The 25,918-nt window shown below is 58.2% G+C and carries 17 protein-coding genes, 1 tRNA gene and 5 pseudogenes; 15 read left to right on the forward strand and 8 right to left on the reverse strand.

The features are described from left to right. The first annotated feature begins 33 nt into the window (after window positions 1–33). From QP029_RS13655 to QP029_RS13680, 6 genes are all read left to right on the forward strand, one after another. On the forward strand, window positions 34–1,674 hold the full coding sequence (locus QP029_RS13655) for an alkaline phosphatase D family protein (protein ID WP_284874792.1): 1,641 nt from the start codon (window positions 34–36) through the stop codon (window positions 1,672–1,674). Window positions 1,675–1,759: 85 nt separating this feature from the next. Then, a tRNA-Asn gene (locus QP029_RS13660) sits at window positions 1,760–1,832 on the forward strand. A 226-nt stretch (window positions 1,833–2,058) separates the two neighbouring features. Then, entirely contained in the window at window positions 2,059–3,336 is a 1,278-nt protein-coding gene (gene wecC, locus QP029_RS13665; RefSeq protein ID WP_284874793.1) for a UDP-N-acetyl-D-mannosamine dehydrogenase, read from the forward strand. Between the two features lie 336 nt (window positions 3,337–3,672). Further along, complete coding sequence (locus tag QP029_RS13670; protein WP_284874794.1) at window positions 3,673–6,747, forward strand: glycosyltransferase; 3,075 nt, start codon at window positions 3,673–3,675, stop codon at window positions 6,745–6,747. 246 nt (window positions 6,748–6,993) lie between these two features. Beyond that, window positions 6,994–7,881 carry an ABC transporter permease gene (locus QP029_RS13675; protein ID WP_284874795.1) on the forward strand — a complete coding sequence of 296 codons (888 nt, stop codon included), beginning with the start codon at window positions 6,994–6,996 and terminating at the stop codon, window positions 7,879–7,881. Next, entirely contained in the window at window positions 7,874–8,707 is an 834-nt protein-coding gene (locus QP029_RS13680) for an ABC transporter ATP-binding protein (protein WP_284874796.1), read from the forward strand. The genes QP029_RS13675 and QP029_RS13680 overlap by 8 nt, the downstream gene beginning before the upstream one ends. 61 nt (window positions 8,708–8,768) lie before the next feature. Here the strand turns inward: QP029_RS13680 and QP029_RS13685 are convergent. Continuing rightward, a pseudogene (locus QP029_RS13685) lies at window positions 8,769–9,005 on the reverse strand (transposase); the annotation flags it as partial. Between the two features lie 158 nt (window positions 9,006–9,163). Here QP029_RS13685 and istA (QP029_RS13690) point away from each other — a divergent pair. Next, window positions 9,164–10,570: pseudogene (gene istA / locus QP029_RS13690) on the forward strand (IS21 family transposase); the annotation flags it as partial. A 49-nt stretch (window positions 10,571–10,619) separates the two neighbouring features. On the opposite strand, the gene QP029_RS13695 reads toward istA (QP029_RS13690), so the two are convergent. Further along, window positions 10,620–11,824, reverse strand: a protein-coding gene (locus QP029_RS13695; RefSeq protein WP_284874050.1) for an IS3 family transposase whose coding sequence is annotated in 2 segments (ribosomal slippage) — window positions 10,620–11,527 and window positions 11,527–11,824 — 1,206 coding nt in all. Because the reading frame shifts where the segments join, the coding sequence is not laid out codon by codon here. Window positions 11,825–11,913: 89 nt separating this feature from the next. On the opposite strand from QP029_RS13695, the gene QP029_RS13700 reads away from it, so the two are divergent. Together QP029_RS13700 and QP029_RS13705 are read left to right on the forward strand one after the other, a co-directional pair. Continuing rightward, window positions 11,914–12,042 carry a hypothetical protein gene (locus QP029_RS13700; protein ID WP_284874797.1) on the forward strand — a complete coding sequence of 43 codons (129 nt, stop codon included), beginning with the start codon at window positions 11,914–11,916 and terminating at the stop codon, window positions 12,040–12,042. Next, window positions 12,039–12,785 carry an ATP-binding protein gene (locus tag QP029_RS13705; protein WP_284874266.1) on the forward strand — a complete coding sequence of 249 codons (747 nt, stop codon included), beginning with the start codon at window positions 12,039–12,041 and terminating at the stop codon, window positions 12,783–12,785. The genes QP029_RS13700 and QP029_RS13705 overlap by 4 nt, the downstream gene beginning before the upstream one ends. Window positions 12,786–13,081: 296 nt before the next feature. Here QP029_RS13705 and QP029_RS13710 read toward each other — a convergent pair whose 3' ends face one another. The 3 genes from QP029_RS13710 to istA (QP029_RS13720) are packed head-to-tail and all read right to left on the reverse strand — an operon-like array spanning window position 13,082 to window position 15,064. Continuing rightward, window positions 13,082–13,579: an ATP-binding protein gene (locus tag QP029_RS13710; RefSeq protein ID WP_284874798.1), complete on the reverse strand. Its 498-nt coding sequence runs from the start codon at window positions 13,577–13,579 to the stop codon at window positions 13,082–13,084. Then, on the reverse strand, window positions 13,569–13,838 hold the full coding sequence (locus QP029_RS13715) for an ATP-binding protein (protein WP_489886005.1): 270 nt from the start codon (window positions 13,836–13,838) through the stop codon (window positions 13,569–13,571). Before QP029_RS13715 ends, QP029_RS13710 begins: the two co-directional genes overlap by 11 nt. After that, window positions 13,835–15,064: an IS21 family transposase gene (gene istA / locus QP029_RS13720; RefSeq protein ID WP_284874799.1), complete on the reverse strand. Its 1,230-nt coding sequence runs from the start codon at window positions 15,062–15,064 to the stop codon at window positions 13,835–13,837. The genes QP029_RS13715 and istA (QP029_RS13720) overlap by 4 nt, the downstream gene beginning before the upstream one ends. A gap of 447 nt (window positions 15,065–15,511) precedes the next feature. On the opposite strand from istA (QP029_RS13720), the gene QP029_RS13725 reads away from it, so the two are divergent. The 4 genes and pseudogenes from QP029_RS13725 to QP029_RS13740 form a co-directional block, all read left to right on the forward strand. Then, complete coding sequence (locus tag QP029_RS13725; protein ID WP_284874800.1) at window positions 15,512–16,486, forward strand: hypothetical protein; 975 nt, start codon at window positions 15,512–15,514, stop codon at window positions 16,484–16,486. Further along, window positions 16,483–17,675 (forward strand): IS3 family transposase gene (locus QP029_RS13730; protein WP_432418662.1). Its coding sequence is split into 2 segments (ribosomal slippage): window positions 16,483–16,767 and window positions 16,770–17,675, totalling 1,191 coding nucleotides; the frame shifts between segments, so codons are not numbered across the junction. Before QP029_RS13725 ends, QP029_RS13730 begins: the two co-directional genes overlap by 4 nt. Before the next feature lie 45 nt (window positions 17,676–17,720). Beyond that, entirely contained in the window at window positions 17,721–18,059 is a 339-nt protein-coding gene (locus tag QP029_RS13735; RefSeq protein WP_284874801.1) for a hypothetical protein, read from the forward strand. Between the two features lie 343 nt (window positions 18,060–18,402). Continuing rightward, window positions 18,403–18,699: pseudogene (locus QP029_RS13740) on the forward strand (transposase family protein); the annotation flags it as partial. Window positions 18,700–18,737: 38 nt separating this feature from the next. On the opposite strand, the pseudogene QP029_RS13745 reads toward QP029_RS13740, so the two are convergent. Next, window positions 18,738–19,946 (reverse strand): annotated as a pseudogene (locus tag QP029_RS13745) (IS3 family transposase). A gap of 6 nt (window positions 19,947–19,952) precedes the next feature. Between QP029_RS13745 and QP029_RS13750 the strand changes: the two are divergent. Together QP029_RS13750 and QP029_RS13755 are read left to right on the forward strand one after the other, a co-directional pair. After that, window positions 19,953–21,038 (forward strand): annotated as a pseudogene (locus QP029_RS13750) (ISL3 family transposase); the annotation flags it as partial. A 191-nt stretch (window positions 21,039–21,229) separates the two neighbouring features. Continuing rightward, window positions 21,230–22,537, forward strand: coding sequence for an ISL3 family transposase (locus QP029_RS13755; RefSeq protein ID WP_284874802.1), 1,308 nt, complete (start codon window positions 21,230–21,232; stop codon window positions 22,535–22,537). A gap of 721 nt (window positions 22,538–23,258) precedes the next feature. Here QP029_RS13755 and QP029_RS13760 read toward each other — a convergent pair. Then, on the reverse strand, window positions 23,259–24,110 hold the full coding sequence (locus QP029_RS13760; protein WP_284874803.1) for a hypothetical protein: 852 nt from the start codon (window positions 24,108–24,110) through the stop codon (window positions 23,259–23,261). A 480-nt stretch (window positions 24,111–24,590) separates the two neighbouring features. After that, a complete protein-coding gene (wecB, locus tag QP029_RS13765; protein ID WP_284874804.1) occupies window positions 24,591–25,814 on the reverse strand; it encodes a non-hydrolyzing UDP-N-acetylglucosamine 2-epimerase in 1,224 nt (407 codons plus the stop codon). Window positions 25,815–25,918: the final 104 nt, after the last annotated feature.

The raw sequence follows: 25,918 nt of genomic DNA on the forward strand, positions 1-25,918 counted from the left end.
GCGGAGTCTGCCGGCCACCGCCACAGTGTGCCCATGAGTTTGCTGCCCCGCCTGTCCCGTCGCCGCTTCCTGCAGTCCACCGCCCTGGCCGGTACCGCCGTGGCCGCGGGCACCACTCGGGTGCAGGCCGCGACCGTCCCGCTGCCGTTCCTCCACGGCGTGGCCTCGGGCGATCCGTTGCCCACCTCCGTGGTGTTGTGGACGCGCATCACCCCGGACGCCGACGCGCTCCCCGGTTCCGGCCTGGGTGCGGCGACGAGGGTGCGCTGGGAGGTGGGTATCGACGCCGCCTTCCACCACGTGGTCAGCTCCGGCGAGGTGCGTACCGACGCCGCCTCCGACCACACCATCCACGTCGACCCGTTCGACCTCGAGCCGGACATGGTGTACTTCTACCGCTTCACCGTCCTCGACGGCCCACACGCCGGCTCCCAGTCCCCGACCGGCCGCACGCGGACCGCCCCGGCCTTCGACTCCTCCCCCGAGCAGCTCACCGCCGCCGTGGCATCGTGTGCGAACTGGGAGTCCGGATACTTTTCGGCGTACGCCGACATGGCCACCCGCGGACGGGCAGGCGAGCTGGATCTGGTGGTCTTTCTCGGCGACTACATCTACGAGTACGGCCGGGGTGAGTACGTGGGCAAGAACGGGGCCGTCCGGCCCCATGAGCCCGCGCACGAGATCATCACTCTGCAGGACTACCGCATCCGCCACGGCCACTACCGCACGGACCCGGACCTGCAGGCCGCGCACGCCGCCCTGCCGTGGGTGCTCATCTGGGATGACCACGAGACCGCGGACAACTCCTGGCGCGAGGGCGCGGAGAATCATGATCCCGCCACGGAGGGTGCGTGGCTGTCGCGTCGCGACGCCGCCCTCCAGGCCTACCTCGAATGGCTCCCCGTCCGCACCGCCTCCCCATCGGCCGGTGGGCACCTCTACCGTTCTTTCCGCTTCGGTGATCTGGCCGAGCTGATGATGCTCGACCTGCGCAGTTACCGCGACCAGCCCGCCGCCTGGTCCCCGACCGCACTCGCCGACTTCAACGACCCCGCCCGCACCATGATGGGTTCCGAGCAGTTCGAGTGGCTGCGCCGCACCATCGACACCTCCCCCGCCCACTGGACCGTCATCGGCAGTTCGGTGATGTTCTCCCCCACCAACCTGCTGCCCCTGCAGCAGAACCCGCAGACCTCCTCAGTTGCCGAGTTCCTCGGCGCCCGCACAGCCGCCGGCATCCCCATGAACCCCGACCAGTGGGACGGCTTCGCCGCCGACCGAGGCCGCCTCCTCGAGCTGTTGCGCGTCAGCGGACGTCCCGCCCTGTTCCTCACCGGCGACATCCACTCCGAATGGGCCCACGACGTCTGGGCCGGCGACCAGCTCATCGGAGTGGAGCTGGTGTGCACGTCCATCTCCGCCCCCAACGTCGACGAGATACTCAAGCTCCCCGCCGATAATGCCATCTCCCACCTCGCCGAGGCCCTGGTCCGGGAAGTCAACCCGCACATCCGCCACGTGGATCTTGACGCCCACGGCTACTCGATCGCCCGGTTACGGCGGGACGGGGTGGAGATGAGGTGGCTGCGGACCGTGGACGTAGTGGTACCGGGAACTGGTGTCGAAACTGCCATCGGATTGGCCTGGCAGCCAGGTCGCGGTTTTGGAATCTGACCTGGCGATTTGCCACTTCTGACGGCACCCCGTTATAGTTATGACTCGTTGCAGAGCATCGCGAAAGCGAGGCAAAACAACTTCATCCTCCATAGCTCAGTTGGCAGAGCATTCGACTGTTAATCGAAGGGTCACTGGTTCGAGCCCAGTTGGAGGAGCAAAATGCACGCAAGGCCACTAGGATCGATTTCTAGTGGCCTTTTCCTTTTCCCGTGCATCAGCGCAACCGCGATCAGTTCAGGTAATCGGGGCACACGTAGACGCCTGATGATAAACTAAGCGGACTCAGTCAGCCCATAATCGTTTATAGCTTAACTCCATCTGAGACATAGCAGGCAATCAGCTATCCGCATTAGCCCAGATGGCAGCATTGGAAGGACAGCTTTGACCACAGCATCGGTTACCTTCGTCGGTCTAGGATACATTGGCTTGCCAACAGCAGTAGTAATGGCCAACCATGGTGTCAATGTCACCGGCGTTGACATAAAGGCGGAGTCTGTCGACAAGATCAACCAGGGGTGCGTCACAATTGTCGAACCCGGTCTAGAAACGGGACTAAAGCAAGCCCTAGAGTCTGGAAACTTCAGGGCCACCACTGAAATGGTTAGGTCCGAAAACTTCATTATTGCAGTACCGACGCCATTCAATGACGACATGAGCGTCGACATGAAGTACATCTACTCGGCAGCTGAAAGCATTGCTCCGACCCTTCAGGGTGGCGAACTCATTGTCCTCGAATCTACTTCGCCTCCGACCACCACGGAGAAGATGGCAGAACGGATTCTCAAGCTACGTTCTGACCTGGCAGCTGATGGCTCTCACAACCCACAATCAAAACCAGTAATTTACTTCGCACACTGTCCCGAGCGCATTCTTCCCGGTAACGCGATGGAAGAACTTTTAACGAACGATCGCATCATTGGCGGTGTCACTCAAGAAGCTACACAGCGAGCACAACGTCTCTACAGTACATTCTGCAGTGGAAAGCTCTTGGCAACCAATGCTACAACAGCAGAAATGGCCAAACTCACGGAAAACTCTTTCCGGGATGTCAACATTGCATTCGCCAACGAGCTTTCGCTGATATGCGACCACCTAGATATCAATGTCTGGGAGCTGATCGATCTGGCCAATCACCACCCTCGCGTCAATATTCTCCAACCGGGCCCAGGTGTGGGGGGCCATTGCATAGCTGTGGACCCTTGGTTCATCGTTTCAACGGACCCAATACACTCGAAGCTCATCAAAACCGCCCGCTTGGTTAACGACAGCAAACCGAAATATGTGATTGACAAGGTGGCGTCAGCCATCGAAGGTTTGGAAGATCCGCGAGTTGCAGCACTTGGCCTCGCCTTCAAGGCAAACATCGACGATTTGAGAGAGTCGCCTTCGCTAGAAATTGTGAAAGAATTAGCATTTAGAAATCCAAAGGCTCAAGTGTCTGTAGTGGAGCCAAACATCTCGGTACTCCCAGATTCGCTTTCTCTCCTTCGAAATCTAACTCTCACGAGCCTTGAAGAGGCAATCAAAGAATCCGACATTGTAGTTGTCTTGGTCGACCACAAGGAATTCCTCGAGTACAAAACAGACCTTTCCGGAAAGGTGCTTGTTGACACCAAGGGAATCTGGGGAGAATCTACCCTACCCATTGGAAATCGGTGATACATGATGAAGCGGCGCTTACTCCTTCTTGGCTTCGGAGCAGTTCTATACTCAGTTGGAATATTAGGTTCGATCGCGACGACGGAACTTACAGGTGAAGGTGCCGCTTTTGTCGTTACCGCCTCAATTGGTTTCATAGTCGCTTCAACCATGGCACTAATAGTCCTCCGTCAATCGAGGAGGACGTACTCAACCAAACTGCGGAATGCTGCTGAATCAATTAGCCAACTTCAGTCCCAAATAGACACATTGAAGATTGAAATCGAGAGCATACGGCGGCAACAAACCATTATTGCGCATCACAATCACTAAATCAACCAAAGTTTCAGGGGTATCATGCAGAACTTCTCAATTATCGGCGCCACAGGATCGATGATCAACGGTCATTATTGGTCAGCAGGTCAGGGCGTTAAAGTCTCCTTCAACAACGATTTCAAGACGGTCTTAAAAAATGTCACGAAGGAGCCGCAATATGTCACATTGGGGGCTCGGACTTCTGACTCTAAGGAACTAGGCGCTGACCGGGGTCATGTGACCCCGCCCTCGACCATCATTCTCCTTGATTCGAAGGTAACAACCCACGAAGGTTCTGCACCTCAGCTATACGTGCTCGAGTATAACCTAAACCGACGACGTCATGGCCAACAAGTAATTAAAACCAGTCATCCGGCAGAAGTATATTTAGGCTCCGACACTGCGCATATCGTTCTGGCAATTCGCTTGGCACCGCAATCACAGGTCATTCTTGAGAGCCTTTCTGCACATTTAACTCTCTCCGAATCTAACCAAGGCAAGGACACCAAAGTGAGGTACGTAGCCAGGGCTGAGGCGGTGGCTAATGCAGCCATTGAGAAACTGGCTACTAATGCCAAGAAGACAATTAACAAGATAGTTGATGCTGTCGATACAGCGACAAAGGCAGGAAAACTGTCTGTTTCTCAAGACAAGAACATCGAGAAAGCCGCTGAGGTTTCCGAACACCGGGCCAAAACCTCACTTAAGATACTCGCTTCTGTAGCCAGCAGCCTTCCAGAGACGAACGGTTCACGTCATTTTTCCCCCGTTCCTTGCACAGCCGCGATCATTACAGATGAATACATGTTCAACTTCTACAAGGACGCTTTCGAGAGAGTGGTTTACCTCTCACCGGAGAATTATACCGCTGTTCTAGCCGAAAACGATGTTGACGTAATCATCTACGTAACCTGCTGGAAAGGCCTAAACAATGAAGAGTGGAAGGGCCTCAAGTTCCGGGAAGCACCCAAGAATGCGCTCGCAGACATCCTTTCATGGGCAAAGAATAATTCCGTTCCGACCGTATTTCAATCAATTGAAGATCCTTCTAACTTCGAATATTTCCTTCCCATTGCTAGTGGCTTCGATACGATCTTCACTTCCGATGTCAATGTCATCAATGACTACAAGATAGCACTCAACAACGGCTCTGTGTTTTACGGGGAATACGGTGCCAACCCACTCCTCAATAATCCTGTCGGCGCGTTCCGGCACGATTTCAGTGCGGCCTTCTTCGCGGGTTCATATCCGAGCCGCTACCCAGAACGGTGCGCTGATATGGAAGTCATTTTTGATTCTATAACTGATTCAAACGCTTCTCTTACTATCCTTGACCGCAACTACGACATAGAAGGGTTTGACTTTCCGGATCAGTATGCCCCCTACATCCTTCCTGCGATTAAGCATGATCTTCTTCAGAAGGTACATAAGCTGTACCGTTACAGTTTGAACTTCAATTCGATTAAGAACAGTCCGACGATGTGCGCCATGAGAGTTTACGAACTTCAAGCACAAGGCAAGCCGATCATTTCCAATTACGCTCGGTCCGTCTTTAATCGTTTTCCTGAGATTCGAATTATCCCGACCCTGACTCACACGCCCGAGATGTTGGATGAAGATTTCCCACATGACGAGTATTTCCGAGCCAATCAGTCGTTGATCAATATCATGGACGACAAGACCAGCTACTCCGTTGTCAGTTCCATGATGGAGAAGGTTGGCCTACCGTCCGCCCCTACTCGGAACTCAGGAATCCTCGTTGCGGCCCTTGATTCGGTCGAACTTGTTCGCGAACTCGTCCAAAGGCAATCAGTTTCAGCTGATGTAGTAAGCCTCAAAGAAGTTCAGGCGAGGCCTGAGATCGCACAAAACTATGGTTACTTCGCCTGCATGCGAAGCGATACACAGTATGAGCGCGAATATTTGGCGTCGCGTGTGAACGCCTTCAAGTACACTGATTCCGATTTTGTAAGCCAAGACTGCGGCTATGAGGACGGCACTTTCGTACCTGGCCGTTTCCATGAATTCACCGCCGTAGCGCACGACGCTGGAAAGACTGTCGTCGCGACTGATTTTGACGGGCTGACACAAATTATACAGGATCCTCACAGTCCGATAGTTGGAAAGGGCTACCTTGCAGACCCGTTTGGCATCGGCTATACCACCTTCGTTCGCTCGCGCGAAGAAGCCTATCTGGCTCCCTCACCCAAACTGACCGTTATCATTCCGGTGCATAACAATGGTAAGTTCCTTGAGACGAAGTGTATTCCTAGCTTGCAGCGCAACGCCGTCTGGTCTCAAATGGAAATCTTGCTTGTCGATGATCATTCGACGGAAGCAGAGACCATCCGTATCCTAGAACAGTTGAAACATCGCTATCCCAATATCCGCCTTCATCGGTTTTATGACGGAGGAAGTGGCAGCGCAGCGCGACCCCGGAACTGGGGGATCGATCACGCTAGCGCGCCTTTGGTAGCTTTCCTTGACCCGGACAACGAGATTTCTACCCATGGCTACGACCATCTCGTCGATGAATTTGATCGGTTGTTCGAGATCGGTACTCCCGTAGACTTCGTGAGCGGATACCAAGCTAAGATCGGCTCTAGTCCCGGATTCACCGGGAAACACAGCTCCGGTGAAACCGTGATCGTTAAAGACAGCGTTGATCGTTTCTTTAAAGCTGGCAAGTTTCCAGTCGTGTCAACACAGGCGGCAGTCATACGCCGCGAATTCCTAGAGTCTTCGGGCCTCAAGTTTGTGGAGCAAAGCGCTGGTCAGGATACTCTTTTTGGGTGGGAATTGCTTGCTCGTACAAACTGCGGAGCCTTTGTCGATACCGCGCACCTCATCTACTACGCGGAGCGAGATGGATCCGTCACGAACACCTTGAATCCCCGCTACTTCGAAAAGTCTGAGATCCTGGAAATACGTCAAGCGGAGGTTCTTCGCGAACTCGGTCTTTACGAGCTTTACAAGGAACACCAGCTTGACAACTTCGTTAGGAACTGGTACCTTCCGCGGCTCGACCGTGTTGATGTTGCAGAACGCGGGGCGGCCCGGGAAATTCTAGCGCGCATTACCAACATTTACGGTGAACCACTTTCCAAGTTTGAATGATTTACTAAACGTACGAAGTGAGTTAGCGCGGCAAGGAGCGCACTGGGCAGCTCCGCTCCGGCCTGGCTGTAGCGCGCATGTTAGTGAGAGAAGCAGCCCGATGAACGTCAGCAATACTCTGCTTAGCAGAACGCAGGTCAGCAGCTTTTTGGGGTGGCGGCCATTTTCGGCTCACAAATCCATCACTAGAAGCCAACTTTCAAGGATACGCGAGTAACCATCGACTAAAAGTAAGGTGCAAACAACGTGCCCTCAGCAGAATCCGCTCCCCAAGAACCAGTACCCGTGCAGCTAATGCTTGTAGCAGACGAAAATCTCGGCAAACTTAATATTCGTCCTTCCCTGTCCGCATACCTTGCTGAGATTATCCATTGGCGTCATTTTGTAGTTGCCGACGCGCGAAGCCGCGCATTTAAAGGCAACCAGGAAATGTTCCTCGGCAACCTATGGCTGGTTCTCACCCCATTATTGCAGTCCGCTACCTATGGACTAGTCTTCGGACTTCTTCTCCGCACGAGCCGTGGAATCGACAACTTTGTAGGTTACTTGGTTATTGGGGTCATATTCTTTGGTTTTGTATCGCGGGGAATTAACGCCGGTAGCGGGCTTATTCAAAGTTCTCGGAGTATGATTCGGTCTTTTACGTTTCCGCGCGCTACCCTAGTTTTCGGCGTTTTGCTTCGTCAGTTCCTCGACAACCTGGTACCGGCGATGGTTGCTATCGCCGTCGCGCTAGTATTTCAATGGGGCGAACAAATATCGTGGTCCATAGCCATCGTTCCGCTACTCTACGTTCTATTGCACGTATTTTCTTGCGGCTTAGCACTCGTTTTTGCACGACTTACCGCTTTTATCCCCGACCTTAGGTCGTTGATGAACTTTGGTACACGCGTGCTTTTCTACGTATCTGGTGTATTCTTTTCTATAGAGAGGTTTGCCACCGAACCTATTCTGCAGTATGTCATGACTATGAATCCGATTTATCAGTTTCTTGAGGCTATCCGGGAAGCAGTGTTATACGGCAGTTTTCCGGAAGCCTCTTCGTTTGTCAGCCTAGTCCTTTGGTCTGTCGGTTCATTCTGTCTAGGACTTCTGTTCTTCTGGCAGTCGGAGGCCCGCTATGTCCGTGTCTGAGGAAGCGACCGTGGTTGTCAGACGGGTATTTAAAAACTACGAAGTTCCTAACCTAAAGGGCCGTAATCCTTTTCGTAAGGATCGATCTTCGACTGTTTCGGCATTGAAAGGGGTTTCCCTTGTCGCAAATAGGGGGGATTCAATTGGCGTTTTGGGAAGGAACGGTTCTGGAAAATCTACCCTCTTACGCCTGATAGCCGGCGGAGAATCATCCTCTTCTGGGGATATTTTCGTTACGTCGAATCCGACCTTGTTGAGCGTATCTGCTGCCCTACAGCCCTCTTTGACTGGTGTCGAGAACATACATTTGGGTCTATTGGCCCAAGGTCTATCACCTAGTGAAGCGAGAGGTCTTGAGAACGAGATCATTCGTTTTTCTGGTATCGGCGATGCGGTCCACCGCCCGATGAATACCTACTCGTCAGGAATGGGGGCGCGGTTGAAGTTCGCGATCTCCACTTCCGTTCGAAGGGAGATTCTTTTGGTTGACGAAGCTCTTTCGACTGGCGATGCTGCATTTGGGGAAAAAGCTCGGAAACGGATGTTTTCTTTCCTCGATGACGCGGGGACTATCTTTCTTGTTTCCCATCAGGCCTCAACGATCCAAAAAATTTGTAACAGAGTGATTTGGTTACACGAGGGCGAGATCATAGCCGACGGGGACCCGATCTTTGTTTCGAAGATGTATCGTTCCTGGTCAAGCTGGCTATCCCAAGAGGAGGATGAGAAGGCGGAGGCGATCATAGCTAAGATGCGCAGCAAGTATGTCACCCCTCATATTGTCTTCACCTCTGAGGCCGAAGAAGTTCTCAACTTTTCCAGTTGACTGCGTAGATTGATAGGTGGCGTCTCCGGCTTCATCTGGCGGTAATCGGGCTCTTCACGATTTAGAGTGCGTTGATCCTGGCCTGCAGCTGCCCAGAGTGAATCAGGGACCGCAAGATGTAGTGGTCGAGGTTCCGGAAACCCAGGGCGATGCCGCGTAGGTGCTCGAGCCGGCCGTTGATCGCCTCGACCGGACCGTTGGACGCCCCGATATCGAAGTACGCCAGGACATCCTCACGCCGACGCCACAATGTCCGACCCAGTTGCGCGAGCTCTTCCAGCCCCTTCGGTAGGCCTGAATATTCGCTTCACTGGGGTCCACCGGTCGCGTGTCCGGGGGCCGGCAGGCTGAGGACGGGTTCGTAGGCCTCGGGGCCACTCGTGGTGCGCTCGGGGGCCACCACGCTTACGCTCCTCCCGCCGTGTGTATAGGGCACACGGCGGAAGGAGCAAGCCAATGGTACGAAAGATCAGAGCGAAGCTGATACTCCAGCTACGCTCCGAGGGCCTGTCAGGACGCACGATCGCCGCGTCACAGGGTATGTCCCGAAAAAGCATCACCGCTGTGCTGGAAGCAGCCGACACCGCGGGTGTGAGCTGGGATGATGTCGCCGAGCGTCCCGAGGACGAGGTCTATGACCTGCTGTTCCCGGGCCGGGGACAGCACCACAGCATCTTCGCCCAGCCGGACTGGGAGAACGTCCACCGGGAACTCGCCCGGGTCGGCGTGACCCTGAAGCTGCTGCACGGCGAGTACACCGATGAATGCGTCGCCACCGGAGCCCCGGCGATGGGCTACGACCGGTTCTGCCGGACCTACCAGCGCCACGTCCTGGTCACGGGAGCAGCGTCGCGGGTGGGACACAAGGCCGCCCAGAGCGTCGAAGTCGACTGGTCCGGGCCGACGATGACACTTCTCGACCCTGTCAGCGGCGCCCCGAGGCCGGTGTACCTGTTCGTCGGGTGCCTGCCCTTCAGCCGCTACTCGTTCGTCTACCCCAGCCTGGACATGACGCAGGAGTCCTGGCTGCGGGCCCATGTCGCAATGTTCACCGCCTTCGGCGGATCGGTACCGCGGATCGTGCCCGACAACCTCAAAACCGGAGTGATCACACATCCCCGCGACGGTGAGATCGTCCTCAACGACGCCTACCGTGAGATGGCCGCACACTACTCGGCCGCCGTACTACCGGGCAGGGTGCGCAAAGCGAAGGACAAACCGAGCGTGGAAAATACTGTCTGGCATGTCGCGATGCGGGTCATCGCGCAGCTACGTGACCAGCAGTTCACGTCGCTTCCGGAGCTGACGGCCGCGGTCACCGACCAGGTCGCGGCCTACAACGCCGAGCCTTTCCAGAAGCGGGACGGCTCCCGGGCCAGTGTCTTCACCACCGAGGAACACCCCCTGCTGACCGGGCTTCCGCAGGTCGCCTATGAGATCAGCCGGTGGGTCTACGGCCGGAGGGTCGGGCGCAACGGGCACGTGGTGTGGGAGAAGAATTTCTACTCGGTGCCAGTCACCCATATCGGTACGGGTGTGGATCTGCGGATCACCGACCGGGTGCTGCAGGTCTACTCCGGCCAGCAAAGGGTGAGCAGCCATGTGCTGCTTCCCGAGGGATCAGCCAATCAGTACCGCACCAACGACGCTGATCTACCCGCCGGGGAGCGCTACCAGCCGTGGGACGCCCCGCGCGTGCGGGAGTGGGCAGGCCGGGTGGGTCCGTCCGCGACGGTGGTGGTCAACCGGATCTTCGAATCGGTGGCCGTCGACGAGCAGGGCCTGAATGCCGCCCTGGCGGTGTTGCGGTTGACGCGGCGGTATTCCGCCGAGCGGGTCGAGGACGCCTGCAGGCTGGCGCTGGCCGGGCATGTCGGGCCCGACCCCCGGAAAGTAGACACGGGGGATGTGATCAGGAAGCAGATCTCAGCGTAACAGGACATTGCTCCTCAAACACTGCTGGAGCGAGATACCCGCACCAGGAATGCCGACGCGTGGTGTTGTAGCGGGTACACCAGCGGAAAACAACTCGCCGGCACTGCAACTGATTGGCAAACGTCTTTGCGTCCTGGAGGACCTCACGCTTCAACGCGGCGTTGAAGGACTCCGCCAGGGCGTTATCAGCGCTGCTGCCGATCGCGCCCATCGACTGCCGGATCCCCAGCTGCGTACACGTGTCCTGGAACGCATGGGAAGTGTAGACACTGCCATGGTCCGAGTGAAAAATTGCGTCGTCGAGACTTCCGCGCTGGCCCTTGGCCATCACCAGGGCGTCCTGGACCAGGGAAGAACGCATGTGATCGGCAATCGCGAAGCCGACCAGCCGGCGGGAGAAACAGTCGATGACCGTGGCCAGGTACATATTCGACCCGTCCGCGATCGGCAGGTACGTGATATCGCCGACGTAGACCTGGTTCGGTGCCGGGGCGGTGAACCTCCGGCCGACGAGATCCGGAAACACCGGCTTCCTCCCATCCGAGACAGTCGTGGTGACCTTGCGTTTCTTGGAGTAGCCAACCAGTTGCAACGAGCGCATGATCCGGGCGACTTTCTTGTGATTGACCGGACTGCCGGGCGAGTCGTCGTTGAGTTGCGCCGTGATGCGTTTGGAGCCGTAGCAGCCGCGTTCTGCGGCGAACACGGCCTTGACCCGTGCGCCGAGGATCGCGTCGCTGAGCAGGCGTTGTGTCCTGGCGGAGGAGGTGTTTCTCCATTTGTAATACGAGGACCGGTTGAGTTTCAGAACCTCACATAACCGCTTGACCGAATGGCTGTTCTTGGCGTCGTCAACGAACTGGAAGCGGATCACCAGGTCGTCTCTTCCGCAAAATATTTCGCGGCCTTGCGCAGGATGTCGCGCTCTTCCTTCAGTCGGGCGTTTTCCCGTTCCAGCTGGCGGATACGTTCGGCATCGGTCACCGATGTCGGGGTCTGCGAGGCGGCCTCGGTGCTGGTGGTGGTGCGGGCGCCGGTGCCGTATTTGCGGACCCAGATCTGGAGGGTGTTGCGGTTGACGCCGAGTTCGGTGGCGAGGGCGTTGATCGATACGCCGGGGGAATTCTCGTAGAGGGCGACCGCGTCGTGGCGGAATTCCTCGGTGTAGGTCTTGCTGGGCATGGTGGCAGGTTACCTTTCTTCCCCGGCAGAAAGCCGGGTTGTCGGGTGTCTACCAAACAGGGGTCAGGTCCGTCCGGTCCCCGCGGTACGTGCACCTGCACCCGATCCTGGCCACCGGACAGGATCAGGCCGCCCGGCAGCGTCCACCCCGGGAGGAACCGGTGGAGGAAGGCGGATTTGTCCGCGGCGCCGACTACTACGCAGGAGACGTGAAATGAGCGGCATCGACATGGAAACCAAACGCAAACTCCGCGACATGGGCGCGACCGCCCTGCTGGAGGCCATCGACGCCGAAGACGAGAACCTCGTCCTGGGGATGGGATTCGAGGAGCGGCTGCGACTGATCGTCGATGAGGCGTATGCCACCTTCACCCACGGCAAGGTCGACGGGCTGATCCGCCGGGCCGGCCTGCGCTATCCGGCTGCTGATCTGCGTCGGATCGACCTGGTCGAGCAACGAGGACTGAATCGCAACCTGCTGGCTACCTTGGCGACCTGCGGGTTCATCGAACGCCACCAGAATGTCGTGTTCCAGGGCTTCACCGGGTCGGGGAAGTCCTACCTGGGGTGCGCGCTGGCGAAGCAGGCCTGCCAGCACCGGTATCGGGCGCACTACATCCGGATGCCGGATCTGGAGGAAGCCTGGGCCACCGCACGCGACAAACCCCAGGGAGCGACGAAGTTCCTCAAGAAGTACGCCGCGTTCACTGTCCTCGTGATCGACGAGTGGCTGCTGGATCATCCGGATGAGGCCATACGCAGCATGCTGCTGGAACTGCTCGAGCGTCGCTACGACTCCGCATCGACGGTGTTCTGCACCCAATACGCCAAGAAGGACTGGCATCAAAGGCTCGGATCCGGGGTGCACGCCGATGCGATCATGGACCGGATCGTGCACAACACCATCTGGGTCGACACCGGCACCCACAACATGCGGGAGCACGTCACGATGAACCAGTAGGAAACACCCAGCGTCGGCCGGTGGCCCCCATCCCTACGGTCACCGGCCCCCGCAGGCAATACCGCTGGCCCCCAACCGCATGATCGGGTGGCCTTCGCAACTGCGAATACTCAGTAGTTCGTCCTGGTCAACAGCGTGCGACGGTACTTATACAGCGGATCATCTTTGCGTCCGCGGCGTCCGGTAGTCTCCCGTTGCAGCCTGTTTGGGACGTGCTTCCAGTAGCAGCGTTCTGACGATCCGATAGCACCCGGATGAGCACCGGATAGCGGTGCTTGGTCCGGGTGCCGGCGGGGCTATTGCGCGTCGGCGAGGTGCCGGCGCATGTTCGGCCCGTCGAGTGCGACGATCTCGGCGCCTACCACGATCCGGTTGAGGATCGATTCGGCGATCACCGCGTCATGCAGGGATTTGTACCAGTCCTGCGGCTCGAACTGGGAGGTGACCAGGGTCGAGCCACGGCCGTCCCGGGCCGCGAGGATGTTGAGCAGCTCCGCGGCGGTGTGCTGGTTGATGGGCGTGGTCAGGAAGTCATCGATGACCAGCAGGTCGCAGTTGTGCAGGTCGGTGAGGAAGTCCAGCCGTTTCTGCGACGCGGGGTCCATGACCGCGAGCTGGTTGGCCAGATCATCGAGTCTGAAGAACCGGGCGGTGTAGAACTTCCGGCAGGCGGCGTTGAGCAGCGCCAACGCGAGGTAGGTCTTGCCGACACTGGATTTCCCCAGGATGACCAGGTTGTGGGTCTGATCGATCCATTGACAGCTGGACAGCCGTGCGATTAGCTCACGACCCACGGTTGCGGTCGGGAAGGTAGCGGATTTCTTCTACGCAGGCATCAGGGTTTGGCGATCTGGATGCCTTGAGTAGTTTCTGGGTCCGACGTTGCTCCCTGGCCGTGATCTCCTTATCCAGGGCGTGGAAGATCTTCTGCGAGAACGTCCACTCATCGCAGGCGGGGTCGTTGGCCAGGTCGATGACGGTTTTCCCGAAGGCGGTCATCCGCAGCTGGGTGAACAACGTCATGTCGGCGTCGGTGAGGTGTCGATCCATCACACCTGACCTCCTTCATCGTGGGCAGGATCCGTCTTTCCCAGTAGAGCGTCGAGGCTGAAGTGCTCAGGGCCGGCCAGGTGCGCACCGCGGGTGTCCCGTGAGCCCGGGGCCGGGTCGATGCGTGGGGCCGGCGGCGGCGGAGCATCTGTGGTGGTGGGCCGGGCGTGGACCTGGGCCCGCAAGGCCGCCAGGCGTTGCTTGACCGCGGTGTAGCTGACCGCCCGCGGGGAATCAGCGTCAACCAGTTGCCGGCAGGCCTGTTCCAGCAGTGCCTTGTTGTCGCCCTTGCCCAGGGCGAGGATGTTCAGGCAGGTGCGATACCCCTGGGCTTCGATCGGGCGGGCATCGAGCACGCTGGTGATCGCGGCGACGGTGTGGGGACCGACCTTGTGGGCCTGACGCAGGAAATACGCCCTGGACCACAGGTCCGAGGACTGCTGATGCTGATCGGGGACATGATCGGGGTCGGTGACGTAGACATGCTGGCGCGGGGAGACGGTATGGGTGGCGATGATGTCCCCGTCGCACATGACCGTCAGGCGGTCGCCGGTGATCTTCACATCAACGTGGCGTCCGGCGAAGGTGTGGGGCACCGAGTACTTCACCGTGGCGATTTCGATGTGGTAATCACGGTTGACCTTGGATTTCCGCCAGGTCACCGGCTGCCAGCGGGACTCCGGCAGCCCAAGCAGTTCCGGCCGCTCATACTCATCGAACAGATCCTTGCGGCTGATCTGCTGTCCGCGGAACGGTGTTCTGGTGTTGATCGCGGTGACCTGGTCGGCCACAGCAGTATTGAGGTCATCCAGGCTGGCGAATCGCTGGCCCGCGAGCCGGCCGATCACCCAGTTGGTCACGACCTTGACCCCGGCTTCGACATTGCCTTTGTCCTGTGGTTTTACGGGACGGGTCGGTACCGCAGCGGTGCGGTGGTGCTCGAGGAAATCCCGGTAGGCGCGGTTGACGTCCCGGGCCCGGTCCCCACGAGCGATCTGGTTGGATGCGGTGGAGGCGTTGTCCGGGATGACGACCTGCGGGATACCGCCGAAGAACTCGAAGGCCTGCTGGTGGGCGTCCAACCAGTTCGGGGACTTCTCATCGAGATAACCGCGGGCGAAGACCATCCCGGAGTACGGCAACGAGGCCACGAACACCGACACCTTGGTCTTGCGCCCGGTGATGGGGTCAAAGACGGCCATCTTCGTGCCCGCCCAGTCGACCTGCATCGTGTGACCGGGAACGTGGGTACGATACGGGAAAGAACTAGCCCGGCTTGAGGAACTCTCACCTACCGCTTCTCTAGAAAGCTTCTGGAGCGATTTTTCTTGAGCCTATCTATTAGCACCAGAATTTATCTAGAGCATCTAATTTCCAAAAAATATCTATTCCCCTGTTTATAAGTTGTGTCACGTCCTAGCGGTCACTATCTGATCCATCCCTAGGATCAAAAAGTTTTCCGAGGGCTAGATCTCGGTCTGTTAGCCTGATGCTTTCTAAAAAACGCGTGGCAATTATGCGCCGGAGAGTCTGACGTCCTGAAAGAGAGTGGAGATGCACCGCACCGCAGGGGAAGAACCCGAACTCGTAATGCTTTTCCCAACTGCTACTAGGTGTGTCCTTGATTCCCGTCACAGTGCAATCTGGGTGGGCGGGGTGATGCCACGATGAGGTCATTGGGTCTCGCCACGGTCTTCGCGGGGCTGGCAGGCTTCGTGATCCTGTACGTGGCCACCTGGGCACTGGAGGTGGAACAGGCCGACGAATTTCAGGCTTACTGGGGACTATTCTTCGCCGCCACCGGGTTGCTCGACGGGCTCATGCAAGAAACCGCTCGAGGCGTGTCTTCTACCAAGGGAACGGGGCGTATTCAGGGTGGGCGTCCCTGGCTGCTGGGAATCTGGGTGGGTGGGGCCACCCTGGTTATAGCGGCAGGTATCGGACTGCTCTGGATGCCGACATTAATGAGCCATTCAGGGGATGGGGGGATAGCTACTGCCTTTTTCGCCTTTGGCCTGATGAGCTATGCTTTCCAGGCTGTTCTCTCCGGTGTCTTGTCAGGTTTGAAGATGTGGCGGCAGTACTCTTGGTTGATAGCCCTAGACTCAGGAATTCGCCTCCTCCTAGCCCTCGTGGCATGGCAACTGGGATGGGGAATGCCCGCTTTTCTCCTGATTACCATCATCGGCGCACTGAGCTGGCTGGTTATCCTGGGCATGTCCCCGCAGGTGCGTGCACGGCTGCATGCTCCGGTCGATGTGTCTCCAGGCGTGCTGGCTCGACGGGCGGGATCTGCGATGCTAGCCACCGGGGCCTCGGCCGTGTTGATCACCGGCTTCCCCGCGTTCGTGAAGCTTGCGCCCGGGCCGGATATCAGCACCACGGTGACTGTCGCCGGCATCATTAACGCCGTGATGCTCACCCGGGCACCAATCCTCGTTCCCTTACAGCGCTTCCAATCCGCTCTCATCGTTCGTTTCGTGGATAACCGGGAGCACATCCTCGGAGCGCTGGCCCGGCCGATTCTTGCGGTGCTGGGACTGGGTCTGGCCGGTGGGGCAGCAGCATGGCTGATGGGGGGTCTGCTGCACGATCAGGTGACAACCGAGCAGCCTAATCAGATGGTTGGGCTGGAAGGATGTACACCGTGACCAAGCCCTATCCCAAAGAGTTCCGCGATGACGTTGTCCGTGTCGCACGGAATCGTGAGCCCGGTGTCGAGCTCTCCCAGATCGCCAAGGACTTCGGGGTCCACTTCACTACCCTGTACTCGTGGCTGAAGAAGGCTGACCTCGAGGACGGTGAAGTGTTGGGCTCGACTCAGGTTCAGTCGGCTGAACTGCGCGACGCCAGGAAGAGGATCCGTCTCTTGGAGCAGGAGAACGAGGTCCTCCGCCGTGCCGCGGCGTATCTCTCGCAGGCCAATCTGCCGGGAAAATGATGTACCCGCTCGTTCGTGAGTTGGCCGTGGACGGTGTCCCCGTCACGGTGACGTGTCGGGTGCTCAATCTTGCTCGCCAGCCCTACTACCGGTGGCTGGCGGACCCGATCACCGATGCAGAGCTGAATGAGGCTTACCGTGCCAATGCCTTGTTCGACGCCCACCGGGATGATCCCGAGTTCGGCTACCGCTATTTGGTGGATGAGGCCCGCGATCTCGGTCAACCGATGGCAGCGCGCACTGCGTGGCGGATCTGCTCAGACAACCGCTGGTGGTCGGTGTTCGGGAAGAAACGCGGCAAGAACGGTAAGAAGCCCGGCCCACCGGTCCACGATGACCTCTGCGCCGTCACCGATGAGGAGGGCAGAACCCGGCACGAGTTCAAGGCCGATGGCGCGAACGAATTGTGGATCGGCGATATCACCGAGCACTGGACCAATGAGGGCAAGCTCTACCTCTGTGCGTTCAAGGATGTCTACTCCAACCGGATCGTGGGGTACTCGATCGATTCGCGGATGAAGTCCCGCCTAGCCGTGGCTGCCCTCAACAACGCGGTCGCCCGCCGCGGCGACGTGGCCGGCTGCGTGGTCCACACCGACCGCGGGTCTCAGTTCCGTAGCCGGAAATTCGTGCGCGCTCTGGGCATTCACGACATGACCGGATCCATGGGCCGCGTCGGTGCGTGCGGGGACAACGCAGCCATGGAGAGCTTCTTCGCACTCCTGCAGAAGAACGTCCTCGACCGCCGCGCATGGGCCAGCCGAGAAGAGCTCCGGATCGCCATCGTTACCTGGATCGAGAGGACCTACCACCGACGCCGCAGACAGGACCGCCTAGGCCGCTTGACCCCGATCGAGTTCGAGACAATCATGACCACACCAGCCGATCAGGCTGCGTGACTAACCACTGTCACCTGATCGTGCAGCAGACCCGGGCCGTGGATTTTGGCCACCTTCTTCAAGCCAGGTTATGAAGTCCCCGGTGTCATCCTCGCGGCGCTAACCTTCGCCTCCGCGTGCACTGGTTGCCTGATGATTACTGGGACCGCCACCTTGGCCCTTGAGCAGCATCGTTGGTATGTCCTCGGATGGGTGGCAGCCTCGGTAATGGCTTTTACGGCGCTGTGGGTGTTGCCGTTTCCGTTGGAGATCCGGGTGGGCCTGTCGCTGATCGCCGGGCCGGTAGTCGGTGGGCTGCTGCATGCGATGGTGCTGAGCACGATCTCCCGAACCAAGCGCCTGCACTACCCTCGAACACCTGCCACTCACCACTCTGAGGTGTAGAAGAGATACCTAATACCTTGAAACCTTATTAGTAATGAGGATCAATCCTTACCCCCGTTTTTAAAGATCCTTGGCTTCAGCGGGTCCCGGGCAAGTGCATTGATAATGTCCGCCTCAAAAGAAGATCTGCTGTAGGCAACAGCATTTCTCCCTACAAACAAGGGGCGCTACGAAAAATAAGAGAATAAATTTGAGGGACAGACGCAGAATAAACTGGCTCTTCGCGTTTCGGAGTGCGTAGGTGAGTCCAGGGTGGGGTTCGGGGTGGCACAACATGTAGGGGTCCTGGCCGGTACAAGATGAGAGTTACGACGCTTCCATCCAACCGAACCAGGACCCTACTGTGCAGCCTACTACTGGCAACCTCGTGGCCGATACCATCTGCCGTACCGCGGAAATCGGCCTGACGATCACCGGTGCCGCCGACGCCGGAAACATCACCGTCATTGACGCCACACCGGTGGCCGTGAGCAACGCCTGTCCTGAATGTTCCCGACCCGGGAAGCTTCGCGACCACGTCCTTCGCCGTCTCGTCGATCTGCCGGTGGTCGGGTTCCCGACCCGTCTGCACGTCCGCGTGCCCCGCTTCACCTGTACGAATGCCTTCTGTGGCAGGAAGATCTTCCAGGCCACACTCAGCTGGGGCCCGACCCCGGAAAGTAGACACGGGGGATGTGATCAGGAAGCAGATCTCAGCGTAACAGGACATTGCTCTTCAAACACTGCTGGAGCGAGATACCCGCACCAGGAATGCCGACGCGTGGTGTTGTAGCGGGTACACCAGCGGAAAACATCTCGCCGGCACTGCAACTGATTGGCAAACGTCTTCGCGTCCTGGAGGACCTCACGCTTCAACGCGGCGTTGAAGGACTCCGCCAGGGCATTATCAGCGCTGCTGCCGATCGCGCCCATCGACTGCCGGATCCCCAGCGTTCTGCACGTCTCCTGGAACGCATGGGAAGTGTAGACACTGCCATGGTCCGAGTGAAAAATTGCGTCGTCGAGACTTCCGCGCTGACCCTTGGCCATCACCAGGGCGTCCTGGACCAGGGAAGTACGCATGTGATCGGCGATCGCGAAGCCGGCCAGCCGGCGGGAGAAACAGTCGATGACGGTGGCGAGGTACATATTCGACCCGTCCGCGATCGGCAGGTACGTGATATCGCCGACGTAGACCTGGTTTGGTGCCGGGGCGGTGAATTTCCTCCCCCACCAGGTCCGGAAACACCGGCTTCCTCCCATCCGAGACAGTCGTGGTGACCTTGCGCTTCTTCGAGTAGCCAACCAGCTGCAACGAGCGCATGATCCGGGCGACTTTCTTGTGATTGACCGGGCTGCCGGGCGAGTCGTCGTTGAGTTGCGCCGTGATGCGTTTGGAGCCGTAGCAGCCGCGTTCTGCGGCGAACACGGCCTTGACCCGTGCGCCGAGGATCGCGTCGCTGAGCAGGCGTTGTGTCCTGGCGGAGGAGGTGTTTCTCCATTTGTAGTACGAGGACCGGTTGAGTTTCAGAACCTCACATAACCGCTTGACCGAATGGCTGTTCTTGGCGTCGTCAACGAACTGGAAGCGGATCACCAGGTCGTCTCTTCCGCAAAATATTTCGCGGCCTTGCGCAGAATATCGCGTTCCTCCCGGAGTCTGCGTACTTCTCGTTCCAGCTGGCGGATGCGTTCCGCTTCGGTCACCACGGTCGGTGTGTCAGAGCTGGAGGAAGAATCCGAGCTGCTGGTGCGGGCTCCGGTGCCGTATTTGCGGACCCAGATCTGGAGGGTGTTGCGGTTGACGCCGAGTTCGGCGGCGAGGGCGTTGATCGATACGCCGGGGGAATTCTCGTAGAGGGCGACCGCGTCGCGGCGGAACTCCTCGGTGTAGGTCTTGATCGGCATGGTGGCAGGTTACCTTTCCTCCCCGGCAGAAAGCCGGGTTGTCGGGTGTCTACCAAACAGGGGTCAGGTCCCTGCGCCGATGACGGAGCGAAACTCACCCACCGGGTGACCCGCTGGATCCTCCAGCGCCTGGCGATAGACCGGATGAGCGTGTCTGCCACCGCGAAAGCACTCGGCGTGGGTTGGGAGCTGGTCAATCAGGTCGCCCTCGAGGCCTGCCGCAAGCTTGTCTACGACGACTCTCCGCATCTGGACGGGGTGCGCATCCTCGGGGTGGATGAGCACGTATGGAAGCACACCCGAAAGCCAGGTCAGCCATCCAGTCTGGTGACCATCCTCGTCGACCTCACACCCCTGGTCGACGGACGTGGGCCTGCCCGACTGCTGGACATGCGCCCCGGCCGCAGTGCACAGGTGCTGCGCACCTGGCTGCAGGAACGCGACCCTGGCTTCCGGGAGCAGGTGCAGGTGGTGACCATGGACGGCTTCACCGGTTACGCCACCGCAGTCGATGAGGTGTTGCCGCAGGCGAGGAAGGTCATGGACCCCTTCCACGTGGTGCATCTGGCAGCCGACAAACTCACCGGCTGCCGGCAGCGGCTCCAACGGGAGACCTCCGGGCGGCGTGGGCGCAAGGACGATCCGTTGTACAAGCACCGTCGCACGCTGTTGACCAGGACGAACTACCTCACCGAGCGGCAGAAACAACGCCTCGACCTGCTGTGGGCCACCGACGATGAGTACGTGGCACTCGAGGTCACCTGGATGTTCTACCAGGACATGATTGCGGCTTACGGGCATCCGCAGAAGTCGGAGGGCAAGAAGCTCATGAGCAGGGTGATCAACAGCATTCGTAAGGGCCTACCGAAGGGGCTGGAAGAGCTCGCGCAACTGGGTCGGACCTTGTGGCGTCGGCGTGAGGATGTCCTGGCGTACTTCGATATCGGGGCGTCCAACGGTCCGGTCGAGGCGATCAACGGCCGGCTCGAGCACCTACGCGGCATCGCCCTGGGTTTCCGGAACCTCGACCACTACATCTTGCGGTCCCTGATTCACTCTGGGCAGCTGCAGGCCAGGATCAACGCACTCTAAATCGTGAAGAGCCAGTTCAGGCCAGGATCAACGCACTCTAAATCGTGAAGAGCCTATCTGGCTCTTCCGGATCTGGGGTGCGTAGCCGGGATGAGAGAGCCAGCATGAGGATCGGGACCCACCACAAGATATAGGGGTCCCCGATGCGAAGATGAAAGTTCCTACACAACCATCTTTCGCCCCGAGGACCTATGCCCGATTCTACGTCTCTTATTGCTGACACCATCATCCGGACCGTTGAACTCGGCCTGACCATCACGGGCGCCGCGATCGATGAGCGCCACACGTGGATCACCTGCCGCCCGGTGGAACAGGATGCCTCCTGCCCGGCCTGCGGGATGAAAGGCCGGCTGCGTGATCACCGGATCCGTGAACTCGTGGACCTGCCCGTCGTCGGGCATCCCACCCGGTTACGGATCCGGCTACCCCGGTTCACCTGCACCAACACCGCCTGTGCGACAAAGATCTTTCAACAGCAACTCGTGTGCGCGAAACCGAAAGCCAAGCTCACCGACCGCTGCACCCGCTGGATCCTCCAGCGCCTGGCGATTGACCGCATGAGCGTTGCCGCGATCTCGAAGTCCCTGGACATCGGCTGGGATCTGGTCAACCAGGTAGCCCTCGAACAGGCCTGGGAGCTGATCTACGCTGACCCCACCCACCTGGCCGGAGTCCGCGTGCTGGGGGTCGATGAGCACAAATGGAAACACCGCCGTGGCGACGGTACTCCCGGTTTCGTCACCGTCATCGTCGACCTGACGCCGAACGTGGACGGCACCGGGCCCGCCCGGCTGTTGGACATGGTGCCGGGCAGATCCGCTGAGGTGCTGCGCCGCTGGCTCGCCGCCCGGGAGAAGTCCTTCCGCGACCGGGTGAAAGTCGTGTCGATGGACGGATTCGCCGGCTACCACACCGCCACCACCGAGCAGTTGCCGAAAGCGAGGAAGGTGATGGATCCGTTCCATGTGGTGCATCTGGCCGCTGACAAGCTGACTATGACCCGGCAGCGGATCCAGCAGGACACATGCGGGCATCGCGGCAGGTCAGGCGACCCGTTGTACGGGGTGCGGCGGATCCTGTTGACCAGGATGGGACTGCTGACCGACAAGCAGAAGGCGAAGCTGGACGCGGTGTTCGCTGATGAGCGGCACACGGCTGTGGATGTCACGCACTGGACGTATCAGGACATCACCGCAGCCTATGAGCATCCTGACCGTCGGGTCGGGAAGAGGTGGATGTACAAAATCATGTGTCGGATCCGGAAAGATCTCCCTGCCGGGGTCCAGGAGCTGGGGCAGTTGGGCCGGACGATGTGGAAACGACGGGCAGAGATCCTCGCGTACTTCGACACCGGCGCTTCCAATGGCCCCGTCGAGGCCATCAACGGACGGTTGGAGCACCTGCGTGGCATCGCACTCGGGTTCAGGAACCTCAACCACTACATCTTGCGGTCCCTGATCCACTCCGGACAGCTGCAAACCAGGATCAACGCACTCTAAAACCGGAAGGGCCCCTTATCTCTTAGCGCCCCCGCTTGTGAAAAGGGTCGGGAAGCGTCGAGGAGGAACCTATCTAACGGTGGCGGGGCCTGTGACCATTGGCTTTAGGTCACAGCCGTGGATGGGGCGTGGGCCCGGCCACCTGGGGTGAGTGTGATCGTGTCTTCGGGGATAAACACACCGGCAACCGCCGCCGACGGGTGGAAGGCGGGTGTGCGGTGGGGTGGCCGGTTTCCCGTGCTCTTTTGGCAGGAAACCAGCCGCTGAGATGGCCGGGAGATGTTGCTCAACCGGCCCACAAAGAGTTGATCACACACACTCATCTTGTACCGGCCAGGACCCCTATATGTCGTGCCACCCCGAACCCCACCCCATGGTCAGCTACGCACTCCGAAACGCGAAGAGCCCATAAACCACGCCGGCTGGACGGGTAGTCGGATGGGTCGCAGGGAGGGGTGCACGTTCGGTTAAAGGTAAAATTCCCAACTCTGACCTGCTACTGGCAAAGGCCCCTACATGTTGGAACACCCGATCCAGATAGTGCGATCCCTACGCGCTCCATGTCGCGAAGATCCGCCTAGATCATGCCGGGCCTCTTCTGCTGGGAACGCATTGTGTAACCGAAGGAGCTTGATAAAGTTCGACTCGCAGCAATAGCTTGGTCGACCCTTTCGCGTGTCGCAACGTGAACGACTGTTACTTCCATCCGCGCCCTTTTCCTTTACACCTCCCTGGTGATCGGCATCGCGGTTACGCAATCCACTAAATTTCCGAACTCGGGCATTACGGTAACCATTCTGAAAAGTTCCACCATGGTCTTTTTGTCTGGCCCTACATGTCCCGGACCCAGATCCGGCTTTATTGTGCAGATTTGATTAGATGGGTGGGCTACCTTAACGAAAGGGTTCCAATAGTGCTTTAGATGCCTCGTATCGTTAATATTATGTATGCACAGAACGGATGCATCCACGGGCTTTTCGTAGATCGGAATAACGCTGTTGACAAAAGGAACTTCATCAGGGTCTTCGGGATTCTCCATATTCCATGCATTTTTCAGATAGAGATCGACAGCTTCCCGTCTTTCATAATTGACGTGCGTCAATGGATTCACCACTAGCGCTGTCGAACCCGAAACACGACTAGCTTGCTCTAGCGCAGGGAATCCGCCCCCAGATGTACCAAAGAACACGACTCTCGTGCCTTCGGCCAGAGAGGCCACAATCTCTTGTAGTTCCTGCTGGAAGTCGGGGGCTCGATTGTGACCCGCATACCATCCGATAGTCATCTTCCTATCTAGAATGATTGAGGGATCCGATACTAGAAGTACGTTAGCGGATAGGTCGCGGGTTGTTGCGAAGCCCTCGAATGCCGGAACAGTTGGAATACGCGTGGACGTGGCGCCTGAGAACATTACCAAAGTTGTATCCGCCCCAGCATCGGTCCAGTGGAGGTGCAAGGGGAGCCCCTGGTCAATCGAAATGAGACCAGTCGGCGTAAAGTTTCGAGAAAGGAACTCAACGACAGACGAGTACTCTACCACTGGACCATTTACGTTTATTGCACGCTTTTCCATGCTATGGACCTTACCGCATCTTCCTTGGTTCACGGAAACACATTTCAGACACTTGCCAGACCGACAAACTTTCCTTGCTGGAGGTGAACGAGTTGATAGCAGTGGCGCAACGCTATCCACTTTTCCATCAAGGATAAGCCAGATTCAATAAACTTCACTGAGTTCAGCGCTAGGAAAACCCGAAGATCATGGTATGCAACGTTGTCAAAGATTGCAGTGTACGGGAAGTTCAATACCAAGCGCGATTCAGCATCCTTTCGGCGTTGCACCTCTTTCCTTTAGGAGTTATGAAGTTATCCAACTTCTAAGGAAACTCTCTAACCTGAAGTAGCTCGTGATGACTTCTATATTGGTACTACTTGTTTGCTTTTCACCCAAATTATGGTTGGGTTCTTCTCTCGGTTTACGAACCCGCATTCGATCTCCCGCTAACCAAATGTTTGATCTTGCGAGTATCGATTTTGGTTCATCAACTCTTACCTACGGAGAGACAAGATCCGAGCGACTTCTCTCCACGGGTTGCCCCACCGCGAACTCCTGCTTGTGTTCACCTTCTACCAACGGTGCAAAGTCTGGCACGCGCTCGCCGACACCGGTGAGGTCCGCGATGGCCGCCACCGACCGATGCGCGGCTCGACCGTCCCCGTATGGGTTCACTGCATTCGCCATCGCATCATATGCCGCCGGAACATCAAGCAGTAGAGATGTCTCACTAACAATACGTTGGCGGTCCGTGCCGACCAACTTGACAGTGCCTGCAGCTACAGCTTCGGGTCGCTCTGTATTCTCTCGCATTACGAGTACCGGCTTACCCAACGCCGGCGCTTCCTCCTGAACCCCGCCCGAGTCAGTTACCACTACTGATGCTCGGTTCATCAGTTTAGTGAACTGATCATAAGGCAGCGGGTTTGTAATGATGACGTTGTTCAACTGATCAACCTTCGGCAGGACAGCATTTCGAACCAGGGGGTTGAGGTGCAGCGGAAGTGCGAAGATCGTGTTCGGGTACTTTTCCGCCAGTTCCTGGATGGCGGAACCGATCTCGGTCATATCATCGAGATTCTCACGGCGGTGAGTGGTCACCAGAACGAGCCGCTGGTCAGTATCAGCCATGGCGGCGAGTCGCTCGTCCTCAAACTGAATGTCCCACGTCGTGGCCTTGAGGAGCGAATCGATCACGGTGTTGCCGGTGACCACAATGTCCTTGGAACGGAAATTCTCGCGACGGAGGTTCTCCAAGGACCCGCTGGTGGGGGCAAGGTGAAGGGAGGTCACCTGCCCGATGACGCGGCGGTTCGCCTCTTCAGGGAAAGGTGAGAAGATGTTGCCGGTTCGAAGGCCGGCCTCAAGATGGACGATTTTCACACCGCGATGGAACCCTGCCAGCGCAGCTGTCATTGCGGTCGAGGTGTCACCCTGGGAGATGATGACGTCGGGATGCTCCCGTTCGATGATTTCATCGAGTCCGGTGAGGGCACGGGAAACGATCTCGTTGAGTGTCTGCCCCGGCTTCATCAGTCCGAGGTCGTATTTCGGTGTGATGCCGAACATCTGGTTGACCTGGTCGAGCATCTCTCGGTGCTGACCCGTAGAGACTGCGACGGACTCAAAACGCGAGTCTCGCTGTAGTTCAGCGATGACGGGGGCCACCTTGATGGCTTCAGGGCGTGTGCCGTAGACAGTCATGATCTTGGGCAGGGACACAGGATCTCCTAAGAAAAGGGGGTATAAGGCCAGGAATCTATTAGCGTCTCAGGCTACCCCGCACAGGAGAGGTTCACATCTTTAATCCGCTTTGACTGCCCCCA

Source organism: Corynebacterium suedekumii, assembly GCF_030252185.1.
In the GTDB taxonomy this organism is placed as follows: Bacteria; Actinomycetota; Actinomycetes; order Mycobacteriales; family Mycobacteriaceae; genus Corynebacterium; species Corynebacterium suedekumii.